This window comes from Streptomyces sp. NBC_01210, from assembly GCF_036010325.1.
In the GTDB taxonomy this organism is placed as follows: Bacteria; Actinomycetota; Actinomycetes; order Streptomycetales; family Streptomycetaceae; genus Streptomyces.
The window spans coordinates 5,142,699-5,156,546 of record NZ_CP108549.1; the positions used below are offsets into that span (position 1 = coordinate 5,142,699).

Genomic DNA, 13,848 nt, shown 5'->3' on the forward strand with positions numbered 1-13,848 from the left:
TGCGCTGAATATGCCGCTACGGTGTCGACACCGTAACGGCACAACACCCTCGCCGACGAGGGGGGCCAGGCTAATGCTTGCTCGACTTGCATACGCTGGCCCTCGACAGGCACCTCAAGCGCGAGGGGTACAACGTCCAGCCATTGACTGGTGCCACTCCACAGTTGCCGAGATGCCCTCGACGATCGGTACGGCGTGCACGTTTGGGAAATGGGTTTTGAGACGGGCTCCGTCCGCTTCGGAGCTGTGGACGTCCCCCGTGCGGGCCGTCGTGTGGCGGCGTGTAGCCGGGAGGTCTGTCGCAGACTCGATCACCGGAATCAGGTCCAGAAGGGACAGGCGAGTCCCGAAGGCCAGATTCACCGGACGAGGATCTACGACCCGACGCAGCAGGGCGTCGGTGAGGACGCTGCAAACGGTGCCCACGTACGTAAAGTCTCTCGTCTGAGTGCCATCGCCATGCACGGTGACAGGCTGGACGGCGAGCATGGCGCTGATCCACTTCGGGATGACAGCAGCGTAGGCGTGGTCAGCGCGCTGACCGGGGCCGTAGACGTTGAAGAAGCGGAAGGGCAGGACCGGTAGACCGTAGCTGTGGTGGTACGCCCCCAGGTACGCCTCGGTGGCGAGTTTGGTGACCGCGTACGGGCTCATCGGAGCGGTAGTGAGGTCCTCATGTTTCGGGAGGTGCGGGTTCGCGCCGTAGACCGAGGATGAGGAAGCCGCGATCACGTGCAGGTTGCCGGCACGGCGGGCGGCTTCGAGGACCTGGAGCGTTCCTGTCGCATTGGCATGGTGGCTGGCCAGCGGATCTTTCACGGAGCGAGGCACGGATGGGAGGGCGGCAAGGTGGACGATGGCGTCCGCGCCGTGGAATGCCTGGTCCAGGAGAGCCGCGTCCTGGACGTCACCTTCGAAGAAGCCGACGTCCAGGTCCGCGAGGTTCTGCTTCGACCCGGTGCTGAGGTTGTCGATCACTCGTATCTGGGTGATCGCAGGGTCGTTCGCCAGGGTCCGGACGAGGTTGCTGCCGATGAACCCGGCGCCGCCGGTGATCACGATGTTCACGAGGAGGCTTCCCTTCAGAGAGCGTCGATGTGGGCGCCGGCCAGCCGGCGGCGGCAGTCGAGGACGTACGAGGCGTGGGCGGTGATCGCGGTGTAGTCGAAGGCGTCGTGGTCGGCCAGGAGAACGACGGCGTCGGCTGCGGCGAGGTGCTCCGGGGTGGCATCGACACGCTGGAGGTTCTCCAGAGCGGCAGCACGGGGGTGGGCATCATCCACAACGTGAGGGTCCGCGGCCTGAACCTCTGCACCCATTCCCGTCAGCAGTTCCGCGATGCGTGCTGCTGGGGTTTCTCGGGCGTCGCCGGTGTTGGCCTTGTAGGCCAGGCCCAGCAGCAGAATGCGGGAGCCGTTGAGCGACTTCCTGCGCTTGTTGAGGCCGTCCACGAGGCGACGGACCACGTAGTCGGGCATGTGGTTGTTGACGTCGTTGGCTAGCTCGACGAAGCGGAAGCTGCGGCCCAGGGTTCGCTGGACCTGCCAGGAGAGATAGGACGGGTCGATGGGCAGGCAGTGACCGCCGACGCCAGGTCCTGGTGTGAAGCGCATGAAGCCGAAGGGCTTGGTGGCCGCGGCGTCGATCGCGGCCCAGATGTCGATGCCCAGGTCGTGGGCGAACATCGCGAGCTCGTTGGCCAGGGCGATATTCACGTGCCGGAAGGTGTTCTCCAGCAGCTTCGCCAGCTCGGCCTCCTTGCAGTTGGCGACCAGGACGATCGTGTCGACGAGAGAGCCGTAGAAGTGCTGGACGGCTGCTGCCGATGCTGCGTCGATGCCGGAGACGACCTTGGGAGTGTTCTCCAGCTGCCATTCCCGGTTGCCGGGATCGATGCGCTCGGGGCTGTAGCCGAGGCGGAAGTCACGGCCGGCGGTCAGGCCGGACGCGCGTTCAAGGATCGGGCCGAAGAGCTCGTCGGTCGTGCCGGGGTATGTCGTGGACTCCAGGACTACGGTCGCCCCCGGCTTGAGGTGGCGGCCGAGCATCCACGCCGCGTCCTCGACGTGCGAGAGGTCGGGGGCCCCATCCCGGAGGGGCGTGGGGACGGTGACGATCGCGAGATCGAAGTCCGCGCAGTCAGCAGTGTCGAGGCTCGGGCGATAGGCCCCAGAGGCCAGGAGCGGACCCAGCCTCGCGTCCGGAACGTCCTCGACGTACGACTCCCCGGCCACCAGCCGCTTCACGCGCTCGGCGTCAACGTCGAGGCCGACGACGCGGTACCCGACCTCGGCAGCTCTGACGGCGAGGGGGAGCCCGACGTACCCCTGCCCCACGACGAGGACGCGGCGCTGCTGGATCTCGCTCTTCTCGATCATGCGGACCACCTTTTTGGAGTGGGGTGAGGACAGTGCGTGCGGAACTGCCGGGGCACGGTGGCCCTAGGATGAGAACTGCCTCGGCCGTACGAGACTCGCTTGGCCGCCTGTCTCGGACGGCCGAGTGCCTTTTCCGCGCGGGCTCGTCCGGGGGATAAACAGCTCGCCGGGGGGATGCCCGGGTTCGATACGATGGCGACGGTCGGCAGACTCGACCCGTCACCGTGCGTCACACGAATGGGCGACCTGAGTGGTCCCGCCTGCTGCCGCCTCCCGACTTGGGCCCGCCGCGGCACTGCCATCGGCGCCTTACGTACGAAATGGAGCATCCAAGGATGGCTCGACACCTGGTCACCAGCGCGCTTCCCTACATCAACGGGATCAAGCACCTGGGCAACATGGTCGGGTCGATGCTTCCGGCGGATGTGTACTCCCGGTACCTCCGCCAGCGTGGTCACGACGTCCTCTACATCTGCGCGACCGACGAGCACGGGACGCCGGCCGAGCTGGCAGCCAAGGAGGCTGGACTGGCGGTGGCCGAGTTCTGCGCACAGGCCCACAACGCGCAGAAGGCCGTGTACGACGGCTTCCAGCTGGCCTTCGACTACTTCGGCCGGAGCTCCTCGCAGCAGAACGTCGAGATCACGCAGCACTTCGCGCGTCAGCTCCACAAGAACGGGTTCATCGAAGAGCGGGCGATCCGTCAGGTGTACTCGCCTGTTGACGGCCGCTTCCTGCCGGACCGGTACGTCGAGGGCACCTGCCCGCACTGCGGCTACGACAAGGCCCGCGGTGACCAGTGCGAGAACTGCACCCGCGTACTCGACCCGACCGACCTTCTGAACCCGCGCTCGGCGATCAGCGGCTCCACGGAGCTTGAGGTCCGCGAGACCAAGCACCTGTTTCTGCTGCAGTCCAAGCTCCAGCACGAGGTGGAAGCGTGGGTGGCCCGGCACGAGGCGCAGTGGCCGCAGCTGTCCTCGTCCATTGCCCGCAAGTGGCTGACCGAGGGCCTCCACGACCGCGCCATTACCCGAGACCTGGACTGGGGTGTCCCGGTCCCGGCGGACACCTGGCCGGAGCTCGCGGCCGAGGGCAAGGTCTTCTACGTCTGGTTCGACGCCCCGATCGAGTACATCGGCGCGACGAAGGAGTGGTCGGACGCCGCGCAGGACGGCGAGACCCGCGACTGGAAGTCGTGGTGGTACGAGGCCGACGACACCGTCCGCTACACCCAGTTCATGGCCAAGGACAACGTCCCCTTCCACACAGTGATGTTCCCGGCCACCGAGCTTGGCGTCCGCGAGCCGTGGAAGAAGGTCGACGTTGTCAAGGGCTTCAACTGGCTGACGTACTACGGCGGCAAGTTCTCCACTTCCCAGAAGCGCGGTGTCTTCACGGACGCCGCCCTGGAGCTGCTGCCCGCCGACTACTGGCGCTACTTCCTCATCGCCAACGCCCCGGAGTCCGACGACTCGTCCTTCACTTGGGAGCACTTCGCCGCCACGGTCAACAAGGACCTGGCCGACACCCTCGGCAACTTCGTCAACCGCGTGCTGTCCTTCTCCCGTAAGCGGTTTGGGGACGATGTCCCCGCGGGCAACGCGGCCGGCGAGGTGGAGGCGCGCCTGGGCGAGGAGATCGCGCGGCTGCTGGCCGAGTACGAGGAGCACATGGAGGCCCTCCAGTACCGCAAGGCCGGGGCGGCGCTGCGAGCCCTGTGGTCGGCAGGCAACTCCTACCTGGAGGAGAAGGCCCCCTGGCTGGAGATCAAGTCCGACCCGGAGGGCGCGGCCCTGACACTGCGTACGGCGATGAACCTCATCCACCTCTACGCGATCGTCTCCGAGCCGTTCATCCCGGCCTCGGCCGCCGCCATGCGCGGGGCCTTCGCCCTGGAGAGCGACACCGCGACCTGGGTGACCGCTGAGCAGGCCAAGTCCCTGGACGCTGTCCCGGCCGGTACAGCCTTCACCGTGCCGCCGGTGCTCTTCGCGAAGATCTCGGAGGAGGACCTGGAGTCCTACCGGACCCGCTTCGGCGGAGCCGACGCCTGACGGTGCCTCTCGCACCCGTACCGATCCCGGCTTCATCGGGCGGTACGGGCGGTGAGGTGCCCGGCCAGCTCGGCGGGCGGCACGTTCATCAGCCGGATTCGAGGGGCATCCTCGTCGATCTCGACCAATGTCACGCCTCCGGAGCTGGGCACATACTCGAGGTAGTGCTCGAAGCCGTGCTGCGTGAGCTTCAGTAGGACGCAGGCGATTCCGCCGCCGTGGCCGACAAGGACGGTCGTGCGGTGCGGTCCGGTGCAGACCTCGCCCCACAGGCGCATGTAACGGGCCTGTACGTCTTCGGATGATTCGCCGCCCGGCGTGCGGAGCTGGTGGATGGGGACACCTTGACGGGCTGCTTCTGCCGCCGAGAGGTCTCTGGGTCGGCCGCCAAGATGGCCGCTGTTCTTCGCCGCCAGTCGGTCGTCCACGCGTGCGTCGGCCGGTGCGAGCGCGGCCGTCAGGAGTGCGGCCGACTCACGGCATCGGGACATCGGGCTGACGAGCATCTGGTCGGCCGCGAGTCCGGCTGCGGCGAGGGCGTCGCCAACGGCGCGGATGTCGTCGCGTCCCCGCTTGCTGAGTGTGCCGCCAACAGCCCTGCCCTGGTGGATACCGCGGGTGTTCTCCTCGGTCTCACCGTGCTTGACCAGGTAGACGTGCTTCGTGCTCATGGTGGTCCGTCCCCTTTCTCGGGTCAGTCCCAGTCGCGGACATCGACGAACGCGGATACGGCGGCGACCAGTTGGTCGTGGTCGGTTCGACTCATGGCGGGGAAGCGGTCGTAGTGCCACTCGATGTAGAGGACCGAGATGAGGCCGATCGTCCCGTCGGCGACCAGCTTCGTGAGTACGGGGTACTCGGCGCCCTCGATGTCCATCTTCACGACGACGTGATCGTCCGGGGTGACGGTCTGGCGCAGCCAGGCGCTGAAGTCGATGGCGGGTACTGGGACCGGTGAGCCGTAGTCGATCTGCTGGTCGTACACCGGCGGGACGCGCTTGCCGGGCATCACAGTGGAGCTCTCGTGGTGGCCGAGGAAGAGGTTGATCACCCCGTCGTGCGTCCACACGGCGCTGTGAGAGACCTCGACGCGGGGTGAGTGAGCGGCCCGTTCGACTTCGTGGCGGATGGCCGGCAGCAGCTCCGTGTTGGGCTCGAAGGCGTAGAAGTCGTGGTCGGGGAGCTCGTCGATGAAGCGGCTCAGCACGATTCCGAGGTTGGTTCCGCAGTCGATGAAGACTTTGCGCATGAAGGACTCCCGTGGTCGGTCGTTATGGCGGGTAGGTGGATTTCCTGCACGAGGCGGTCGGCGAGCAGGGCAAAGTCGCCGGTGTCCGGGCGGTAGCAGCGTTCCTGGTAGCGGATGGTGATGCGGCGCACCGGTTCCTCACCGCGGTAGGGAGGAAGGTCGCCCCACTGGTAGAGCTGGCCGCCGGGGGCCTTGAGCCGGCGCAGCAGTCGGGGTAACGGTCCTTTCGGCGTACCGGCGTTGAGCTGGATGAACATCGTGGTCAGGAAGGCGATGTGCTCGCGTGCCTGTTCTTCGTCCACTTGCGCTCGGCCGTAGGTCTGCTTGAGGTGGTGGAGTTCGGAGGGGGCGTCTGCTGCGTGGACGAGGCGGTCGCGCAGCCCTCGGTCCCAGACGATGCCGAGGTGGCCGTGGAGGATGGGCTCGCTGGTGAGGAAGTAGCCCAGGACGCGGCCGAACTCGCGCTCGTACGGGCACATGAAGTCGTTGTAGAGCCCGAGTGTGGCGCCGGAAACCGTCTCCACCTGCCAGTGGACGCGTGCGGTGAAGGGCGAGTCCCACCAGCCGAGGTGCCACGGCTGCCACAGCAGGTCAGCCGTGCTGAGGACGAAGATCAGGAGTGCGATGACGACGGCCGGCCAGCCGTACGCCGCTGCGTACTCCGGACCAGGGAGCAGTGCGACGGTCAGCGCGAGAGCGGCGTTGGTGCAGATGTTCTCCCAGAAGAAGATGCCAGAGGCGAGGACGACGGCGAGGTTGAAGAGGGCCGTCGCGGCCAAGACGGCGACGAGGAGGCGGCGGTCGTGGAACGCGATGAGGCCGGCGGTTTCGACCAGCACCGTCAGGGTGTTGAGGGGGCGGTCCACGGCGCGTGCGCGGCGCAGGATGCCGGTCACGGTTTCAGGGGGCAGGAAGCGGGCCCATCCCCAGGAGTACGCGGAGGCTGTGAGGTAGTGGGTGCGGTTGTACCAGGCCCAGGACCAGGGGCGCGGCCCGAGCCGGGCCTTGCTCCACGCCGGCTTGACGTAGTGGGAGAGCGAGACGCAGCCGAGCACTAGTACGAGCCCGGTTGAGGATCCTGGCGGGCTGAGGACTGTCACCACGAAGAACCAAGCGAGGTACGCCTTGAGCAGTCGCAGCGGCATCATCGCGTGGTGCTTCCAACCGCGCAGCCGGCCGCAGTAGACAGCAAGCCATGGCAGCAGGGCCGGTGTCCAGAAGCAGGAGGCCACTGCGAGGAGCAGCAGCACCACTTTGGCCCAGCGCTGTGGGCCGATGGGTTGGGTCACGTCGTAATCGCTCGTGACGCCCTGCCAAGTCAGCAGGGCGATCACGAATACGACGAACCAGCGGAAGGGGCCGGGGTCGGGCGCGGGGAGGAAGGCGAGCAGGGCGGAGGGAACGGCAGTCGCGAGCGTCGCTCGCGAGACCGTCGGCCGAGAGGACAGCATCCGTACCGTCGGAGAGACGGCGAAGCGGTAGCAGGAAACGACGGCCGCCACGACCACGGCGGTGGTCACGTACGCGGGCAGTGAATGCAGTTCCATGGCCGCCTACCGGACGGACGAGGAAGGGACCCGCCCACCGGCCGCGGGCAGGGTCTCCAGGTAGGAGGCGATACGCTCGCGGGGGTCTTGGGTGAGGTGCTGGTCCCGATGCCGTTCGACGTTGGCGCGAAGCTCCCCGGCCCGGTTGAGGAAGTCGAGTATCGCCCCGCGCTCGATCCGTGGTGCGCTGGTGCCGAGTTCCGCCTCGTGGACCACCTTGGCGCACCAGTGCTGGTCGTACGTCGGCAGCGGCACCAGATGGACCGGTTTGCCGAGGACGAACGCCTCGCTGATGAGATTGAAGCCGGCGTTGGAGAAGACGGCCTCGGAGCGCGCCAGGTCGGAGATGAACGCCTGGCGGTCGAACGGGCAGATTTCGATCTTGTCGTCGGCGTACTGGCGCAGGTTCTCGACTTCGTCCGAGTGCGCGTAGATCCGCAGGGTCCGGTCGGGGACGTACTGGCGGAAGACGTCGGCGAGGGTGCGGACGGAATCCTCGGGGCCGTGATCGAAGTACCGCGAGAAGTAGGCCGTGGTCACCGGCTCCGTCGTGACCTGGGCGGAGCGGACGAAGTCCGGAACGACGGGGGCGATGAACTCCAGCTTCCGGTCGTCGGCCTCCAAGGGGACATAGGAGCAGATGAAGGACCGGTCGGCGCGGGGTGCGAAGTAGCGCAGCCGCTGCTCGTCGGCGGTACGTGCGTACCGGCCGACCGGCGGAAGGTCGAGGTGCCGGTACTTGCTCTGCTGGTCCACCGAGATGAGTGGTCTGCCGAAGTGGTAGGCCAGGCGGGGTGTGTTGGGCTCGTAGTCCGTGATGAACACGTCCGGGATACCGGTTTCCCGGATGATCCGGCGCAGGTGCAGGTGTCGGCTGATGCCGGCGGGAGTCTGCCGGATGTTGGTGCGTAAGGCGTCGGCCGCGTGGATGCGGTCGTCACGGGCAAGGAGCGTCGGCATCCACCCGTCCCACGAGGGGAAGCCGAGGTCTCGGAAGTACTCGACGCGGGTGCTCCCGTTGGTGACGATCCGTACCTGGTGCCCGCGGTCGCGCAGGTACTGGGCGATCACGCTCTGCCTGACGGAATGCCCCATGCCGATGCCGTTGACGCCGATGATCACGCTGAGCGGCTGTGTGAGTGCGAACACGACGATCCCTTCGTCAGGCGAGCCGGGTGATGACGTTGTGGGTGATGGCCGCGACCTGGGGGTCGGTGGGGAGCAGCCGGGCCCAGTCAGTGGTGGCGGCGGTGAAGACGGTGCCGGTCGCCGTGTAGAGGCCGAGGGTGGCCGCACGGGGGCTGGGCATCGGCTCTCGGGCTGCGAAGTTCCAGCCGGAGGGCAGTGGGGCGATACCGAGGATCTCGAAGTCCTTGGGCGTTCCGTCTTGGCCTGTGGGCCGCGGGCGTCTCTGCCCGTCGATCTCGTATGCGGCTCCGTCGCATTCGTAGCCGACGAGCGCTCCGTCCTGGCCGAAGGTGTCACCGGTCTTGAGGCCCGTTCCGGAGAACACCCAGTGGTCCGCGTCGGTGACGGTGAACCCGAGGGGCGCGCGCGGGCCGTCCCAGTGCCCGCCGCCGTTCCGGTAGCTCACGCCCAGGAGGGCGTTCTCGGGCTCCGACTCCCACCAGTGGTCAGGGCAGCCGTACGAGCTGTCCGGGTCTGTTCCGGCAGGGGCGTCAGGAGGGAACTTCGCGCACTCCAGAGCCGAGTGATCTTCGTCGAGACTCACTCGCCACCAGCAGCTGTTGGCACCGAAGTTGGCAATGCTGCCGCCTGCGTCGCGGAAGGCGGTCACGTTCCGACGGGTCTGGGCGGTCCAGTATTCGTCGTGCCCGGCGGAGACCAGGAGGCGGTATCCGTCGCCAAGGAGCTGGCCTTCGTCGAGGTCGAGGTCCGTGCAGTAGTCGCTCTGGATCCCGTTCTCCTCCATCCAGGAGATGAAGGGAGCATCCCAGTGCGCAAACGTCTGCCGAGGCGATGTGGTGTCGTACGAGTCGGGCAGGCCCTTGACCGGACCGCCGACACCGCCTCCGGGCCGGCGCAGCGTCACCCGGGAGGCGCTGTAAAGGCTCCCGCCACCCGCCGTGTTGTACGCGTGGTAGGTGGAAACAGGGATCTTGTAGAGGACCTTGCGGCCCGAGGGAACGGCGGGCGTGACGACCAGAAGGAATCTGGCCTCGCGAGCGTCTATGGCCGGCTGGCTCGGACAAACCCCCGTGCTCAGGACTCCGATGTAGACACCGGACTGCCAGTCTCGCGGTACGAGGAAGTCGTAGGCCGGCCACTGCCAGTCCTGGTCGCACCGTCCGGGTGCGGCGTCCCGTCCGGGCCACTCGACGTGCCCTGTGTGCTTGGGTGTCGAGCCCCAGCGGTAGAAGTCGAGCCGGAAGCGATCCGCCGAGGTGGCGATGTGAAGTCGGATGCTGTGGCCGGCGCGGACCGTGGGGGACGCCGGGTATCCGTTGATGCCGGTCATGAGTGGGCCTGGGGTCGCGCGACGCCGATGTAGTGGTAGCGATCGACCTGCTCGACGTGAGACTCCCAGCCCAGGGCGTTCAGCCGCTTCGTGAGTCCGTCGGCGTCGTAAAGCACCTTGACGGTCAGGTGCTGACTTCCGTCGGAGAGCCTCCGGCGCACAGTCGGAACCGCACGTCCCTCGATCGTCTCCTCGATCTCCGCCTTCGCACGGGAGTCGTCGAGGAAGACCACGCAGCCACCAGGCTTCAGGGCCTTCCGCAGGGCCTTCCAGAAGGGTTCCAGGTACGCGGGCGGCACATGGCTGAGCCAGAAGGCGAAGAACACGGTGTCGTACTGGCGATCCGGAACCTGGCTGAAGATGTCCGCCTCGATGAAGCGAGTCGTCGAACCCTCCAGGCGGCGTCGCGCGATGGCCAGCATCTCGGGCGCGGCGTCCACTGCGGTCAGGCTGCGGGCGCGCCCGGAGAGCAGGTGGGTCCACTGGCCCGTGCCGCACGCCAGCTCCAGGACGTCTCCGCTGATGGGCAGCCGATCGAGCACGTGCGAGAGCTGGGGCATCCCCATACGGTCCGCGTATGCGGTGTCGTACTCGTCAGCCCTTGCGCGGTAGTAGGCGATCTGCTGCTCGGACCATTCAGCCGATGCGCCGTGCTGCTCTCCGATGTCAAGCATCCTCAGCTCCTTCATGAACCAGTAGCGTTCGGCCGCCAGTTGAGAACTCGGCGGGCTGACAAGGTCCATGACAGCGGGGCGCAGGTCATCCGTGTATCACGGCGGGCTAGTGAGGCCGTTCATCGCGAGCACCCTGACTTTTCAACATCTGCTTATACACGACTTTGCACGGGGCAGACTTACTGTCCCGATCATGTTGACCGATGGGCAGGCGGTAGCTGACGTGGCGAGGAGCCGTGCGGGATGGCGCCCGGACAAGCTCCGTGAGGTGCGCGAGGCACACGGATTAACCCTCGAGCGTGCCGGCGAGCGATTGCGTGACGTGGCCACAAGGGCCGCTATCACGGTGCCCGCAGCCAACTTCCAGACTCTCTGGCAGCACGAGCAGGGCGAGGTATACCCGGGTCCGCACTATCGGCGCGCGTACTGCCTTCTATACCGAGGCACGGAACCCGAGCTCGGATTCCGCCACCCATTGCCCGACGAGGCCACCCACCTGAACCTCACGCCGTCGACGGAATCCCGCAACGGCGCCCACGTTCTTGCTGTCGAGCGGGCACTCTCTAAGATCACGCCAGGAACGGATGCCTGCGGCGATCTCGACGTTCAGCAGCGGATCATCGACGCGTGGAAGCGTCGGCACACGGGCGGAGATCCTCATCGCCCGTCTCTGCTCATCGTCGGCGGCTTCGCAGGCAGCGGGAAGTCGGAGTTCTCCCGCTTCATTTCCCAGCTCACGGGATGGCCGGTCCTCGACAAGGACCCCATCACGCGTCCCCTGGTCGAGCGACTTCTGGTGGAGATGGGCAGCGAGCCCAACGACCGTCACTCCGAGCTCTACCGCGAGCAGGTGCGGCCCCTCGAGTACCAGTGCCTACTTGAGACCGCCTACGCCAACATCGACTGCTCCATCAGCACGGTGCTGACAGCACCGTTCATCTCAGAGGTGATGGACGTCCGCTGGATCCAGCGGCTGACCAACCGATGCGAGGCCCGAGGTGTCAGCGTCTCCATAGTCTGGATCAAGTGCGATGTGGAAACGATGCGCGAGTACATCAGCTTCCGGTCCGCCGCCCGCGACAGCTGGAAGCTTCAGCACTGGGACGAGTACGCGAAAACCGTCGACGTCGAACTGCGCCCTGCCGTCGACCACATGGTGGTGGACAACCGTCTCGGCGCGGCGATATCCCTCACTGATCAGGTACGTCAGGTGTTGGGAACGGTGTTCTGATGAACCAGGGAATCCTGCTGTACGGGCCGCCTGCCGCCGGCAAGGACACAGTGACGGAGGCTCTCGCCCAACTCGACTCGCGCTATGCCCTCTTTAGTCGACTCAAAATCGGCAGCGGGAAGTCCGCGGGCTACCGCATGGGCACACCCAACCAGTTGGCGGAGCTGGAGGGGCGCGGCGACGTTATCTACCGCAATGACCGGTACGGAAACACCTACGTTGTCGACCGCCCCGGCCTCGGGCTGGCTATGGAGGGTGGGCGCATTCCTATCCTCCACCTCGGCCAGGTCGCAGGCGTAGAGGCGGTGACCGCCAAGTACCCCGCCGCCTGGTCGACGGTGCTGGTGTGGTGCTCTCGGGAGGTCACGGCCGTCCGCTCGACGAGCCGGGGTGATTGCGATACGGAGGCCCGGCTCGCCGCGTGGGACGCTACGGAGCAGGATCTCGCCACCAACGATCACCCTGCCTGGGATCTCCGTGTGGACACCGAAGTCTCCTCGCCTGGAGCTGCGGCAGTCCTCATTGATCAGCTTGTACGGGCGTCTGTGTGACGGGCGTCCGCTGAAGTCAGCAGTTCGAGAGCACGGGAGATGGTGAGGGACCTGTCGTGGACCTCGTCCCAGCGGTGAAGGGCAGCGGCAATCTCCCGCATGAAGTGGTCCGGCAGTCCCGACTCGGCGAGCAGGTCTGCGGCGTCCTCCAGTTCAGGCGCCCACCGCCAGGCGCGAGCGGCGGTCTTGGGAATGTAGTCCGTCTCCGTCAGATAGCTGCCGGTGCGCTTGGAGGCGATCTGCAGGAGCTCGTCCGCGACGCCGTTCGCGTCGGCCAGCCCGTAAGCCACGGCGGCCAAGACGCGGGACGCTTTCTGGTAGCTGGAGTACGCGAGCTTCAGAGCGGAAGCCTGCCCGATCTCAGTCCCCAGGGAGCGTGTGCGCACATCGGTCCCCTCGAAGAGGTCGGCGACCAGCGCGACGTGCCGCGGGGGGCCTGAAAGGTAAAGCGTCGGCTGCTTTCCCCTTACCGGAGGAGAGCCGACGACAGAACCGTCGACAACGGCCGCATCAGGCAGGCAGGCGGCGACAGCTCGGACCCTCTGCGGAGTGATTGCGTTGGCCTCGACGTACGTCCCGTCTCGGAAACCGTGCTCGGCCACCGCTGTTGCGATCTCGTCGGCGGCTGCTGGCGGGCACAAGGAGACGACCAGGTCGACGCGCCGTAGGAGCTGCCCGAGATCGTCAACTGCCTCCATACCCGCGTGCTCCGCACGTTGCCGGGAAGCGTCGCTGCGGCCGACAGCGCACCAGAGGACCGTAGTGCCTTGGGCCCGGAGCTGGGCTGCGAAAGCCGCACCCATGCTGCCCGGATGCAACAGCCCCACGGCAGCGATGTCGGACTTCACGTAGTCACACTCCTAGAACAGTCATCGGCCAGCAGCAGCGCGATGGCCGCTTCCGCATCGGGTACGCAATGATCAGGTGCGGCGAGCCGATCAGGCCAGGCATGTCCGTTGCGGATCCAGATTGTGCGTAGGCCGGCTCGACGACCTCCATCAATGTCGGTCTCCGGGCTATCGCCCACCATCCAGCCGCCTTGGGAAAGGCGGGAGCCACACGCTACGGCTGCCGCCTCGAAGACGGCGGTCGCGGGCTTTCGTGCACCGACGGACTCCGAGACGCAGACGCCATCAACGCGACCGATTAGGCCGGTTGCCTGGAGCTTGGTGTTCTGGATGTCGGTCGCCCCGTTGGTGGCGATACCGACTCGCCAGCCGGTGGCTCGTAGGGCGTCCATGCCCGCGAGTACCCTCCCAGAACACGTAACTGCCGCCGCGATGTCGGAGCAGTACTGCCTCCACAGGGAATCGGCTGATGGCTGGAGACCGTATTGCGCCCGTATGGCTTCGAAGGTGGCCGGAAATGCTCGCTCCCGGACCGAGTCGACCAATTGCGTGGAGGCGTGGTGAGCGAGGGAGTATCGATCGGCGAACTGAGCGGCCCAATCTTGGATGGCGTCATTCCTGTCGATCAGGGTGTTGTCGAGATCGAAGAGCACCAGCCGCTGCATAGGTGACGAGCTTAGTCGGAGCGGATGTGCCGCTACTGAAGAGGGGACTTCAAGGCGGTGATCCCGATGTCGCGCAGCCGGGGAGGGCCCATCGGTGCCCTTCAGTACGCGTACCCGCGAAGTCCGATCTGCCCTATGTGGGATACGACTGGGCGTCTCAGGCTTCCTG

At 66.6% G+C, this 13,848-nt stretch carries 13 protein-coding genes; 3 read left to right on the plus strand and 10 right to left on the minus strand.

The window, feature by feature from the left end:
* Window positions 1-114 precede the first annotated feature (114 nt).
* A complete protein-coding gene (locus tag OG735_RS23375) occupies window positions 115-1,068 on the minus strand; it encodes an NAD-dependent epimerase/dehydratase family protein (protein ID WP_327325119.1) in 954 nt (317 codons plus the stop codon).
* A 14-nt stretch (window positions 1,069-1,082) separates the two neighbouring features.
* Window positions 1,083-2,378, minus strand: a complete 1,296-nt coding sequence (locus tag OG735_RS23380) for a nucleotide sugar dehydrogenase (protein ID WP_254370729.1) — start codon at window positions 2,376-2,378, stop codon at window positions 1,083-1,085.
* 335 nt (window positions 2,379-2,713) lie between these two features.
* On the opposite strand from OG735_RS23380, the gene metG reads away from it, so the two are divergent.
* Window positions 2,714-4,435 carry a methionine--tRNA ligase gene (metG, locus tag OG735_RS23385; protein ID WP_254370728.1) on the plus strand — a complete coding sequence of 574 codons (1,722 nt, stop codon included), beginning with the start codon at window positions 2,714-2,716 and terminating at the stop codon, window positions 4,433-4,435.
* Between the two features lie 32 nt (window positions 4,436-4,467).
* Here metG and OG735_RS23390 read toward each other — a convergent pair whose 3' ends face one another.
* The 6 genes from OG735_RS23390 to OG735_RS23415 are packed head-to-tail and all read right to left on the minus strand — an operon-like array spanning window position 4,468 to window position 10,384.
* Window positions 4,468-5,106 carry a histidine phosphatase family protein gene (locus OG735_RS23390; protein ID WP_254370727.1) on the minus strand — a complete coding sequence of 213 codons (639 nt, stop codon included), beginning with the start codon at window positions 5,104-5,106 and terminating at the stop codon, window positions 4,468-4,470.
* 23 nt (window positions 5,107-5,129) lie between these two features.
* Complete coding sequence (locus OG735_RS23395; protein WP_327325120.1) at window positions 5,130-5,684, minus strand: FkbM family methyltransferase; 555 nt, start codon at window positions 5,682-5,684, stop codon at window positions 5,130-5,132.
* Entirely contained in the window at window positions 5,636-7,231 is a 1,596-nt protein-coding gene (locus OG735_RS23400) for a hypothetical protein (RefSeq protein ID WP_327325121.1), read from the minus strand. The genes OG735_RS23395 and OG735_RS23400 overlap by 49 nt, the downstream gene beginning before the upstream one ends.
* Window positions 7,232-7,237: 6 nt before the next feature.
* Entirely contained in the window at window positions 7,238-8,380 is a 1,143-nt protein-coding gene (locus OG735_RS23405) for a glycosyltransferase family protein (protein ID WP_254370724.1), read from the minus strand.
* A gap of 13 nt (window positions 8,381-8,393) precedes the next feature.
* Window positions 8,394-9,710: a N,N-dimethylformamidase beta subunit family domain-containing protein gene (locus tag OG735_RS23410; RefSeq protein ID WP_327325122.1), complete on the minus strand. Its 1,317-nt coding sequence runs from the start codon at window positions 9,708-9,710 to the stop codon at window positions 8,394-8,396.
* The gene (locus tag OG735_RS23415; RefSeq protein WP_327325123.1) at window positions 9,707-10,384 is read right to left on the minus strand and encodes a class I SAM-dependent methyltransferase; all 678 of its coding nucleotides are present in this window, start codon (window positions 10,382-10,384) and stop codon (window positions 9,707-9,709) included. The genes OG735_RS23410 and OG735_RS23415 overlap by 4 nt, the downstream gene beginning before the upstream one ends.
* Before the next feature lie 346 nt (window positions 10,385-10,730).
* Here OG735_RS23415 and OG735_RS23420 point away from each other — a divergent pair, with 346 nt between their 5' ends.
* Complete coding sequence (locus OG735_RS23420) at window positions 10,731-11,615, plus strand: AAA family ATPase (RefSeq protein WP_327325124.1); 885 nt, start codon at window positions 10,731-10,733, stop codon at window positions 11,613-11,615.
* The gene (locus OG735_RS23425; RefSeq protein ID WP_327325125.1) at window positions 11,615-12,166 is read left to right on the plus strand and encodes a guanylate kinase; all 552 of its coding nucleotides are present in this window, start codon (window positions 11,615-11,617) and stop codon (window positions 12,164-12,166) included. The genes OG735_RS23420 and OG735_RS23425 overlap by 1 nt, the downstream gene beginning before the upstream one ends.
* Here the strand turns inward: OG735_RS23425 and OG735_RS23430 are convergent.
* Both OG735_RS23430 and OG735_RS23435 read right to left on the minus strand, forming a co-directional pair.
* A complete protein-coding gene (locus OG735_RS23430; RefSeq protein ID WP_327325126.1) occupies window positions 12,142-13,014 on the minus strand; it encodes a DUF1932 domain-containing protein in 873 nt (290 codons plus the stop codon). The genes OG735_RS23425 and OG735_RS23430 overlap by 25 nt on opposite strands.
* Window positions 13,011-13,679 (minus strand): HAD family hydrolase, encoded by a 669-nt coding sequence (locus tag OG735_RS23435; protein ID WP_327325127.1) that lies wholly within the window; start codon window positions 13,677-13,679, stop codon window positions 13,011-13,013. Before OG735_RS23435 ends, OG735_RS23430 begins: the two co-directional genes overlap by 4 nt.
* Window positions 13,680-13,848: the final 169 nt, after the last annotated feature.

What these genes read in the sequence shown, in the direction of transcription:
- OG735_RS23410 (WP_327325122.1), bottom strand. Translation starts at nt 9,710, where the DNA reads ATGACCGGCATCAACGGATACCCGGCGTCCCCCACGGTCCGCGCCGGC.
- OG735_RS23400 (WP_327325121.1), bottom strand. Translation starts at nt 7,231, where the DNA reads ATGGAACTGCATTCACTGCCCGCGTACGTGACCACCGCCGTGGTCGTG.
- OG735_RS23395 (WP_327325120.1), bottom strand. Translation starts at nt 5,684, where the DNA reads ATGCGCAAAGTCTTCATCGACTGCGGAACCAACCTCGGAATCGTGCTG.
- metG (WP_254370728.1), top strand. Translation starts at nt 2,714, where the DNA reads ATGGCTCGACACCTGGTCACCAGCGCGCTTCCCTACATCAACGGGATC.
- OG735_RS23435 (WP_327325127.1), bottom strand. Translation starts at nt 13,679, where the DNA reads ATGCAGCGGCTGGTGCTCTTCGATCTCGACAACACCCTGATCGACAGG.
- OG735_RS23390 (WP_254370727.1), bottom strand. Translation starts at nt 5,106, where the DNA reads ATGAGCACGAAGCACGTCTACCTGGTCAAGCACGGTGAGACCGAGGAG.
- OG735_RS23425 (WP_327325125.1), top strand. Translation starts at nt 11,615, where the DNA reads ATGAACCAGGGAATCCTGCTGTACGGGCCGCCTGCCGCCGGCAAGGAC.
- OG735_RS23415 (WP_327325123.1), bottom strand. Translation starts at nt 10,384, where the DNA reads ATGCTTGACATCGGAGAGCAGCACGGCGCATCGGCTGAATGGTCCGAG.
- OG735_RS23380 (WP_254370729.1), bottom strand. Translation starts at nt 2,378, where the DNA reads ATGATCGAGAAGAGCGAGATCCAGCAGCGCCGCGTCCTCGTCGTGGGG.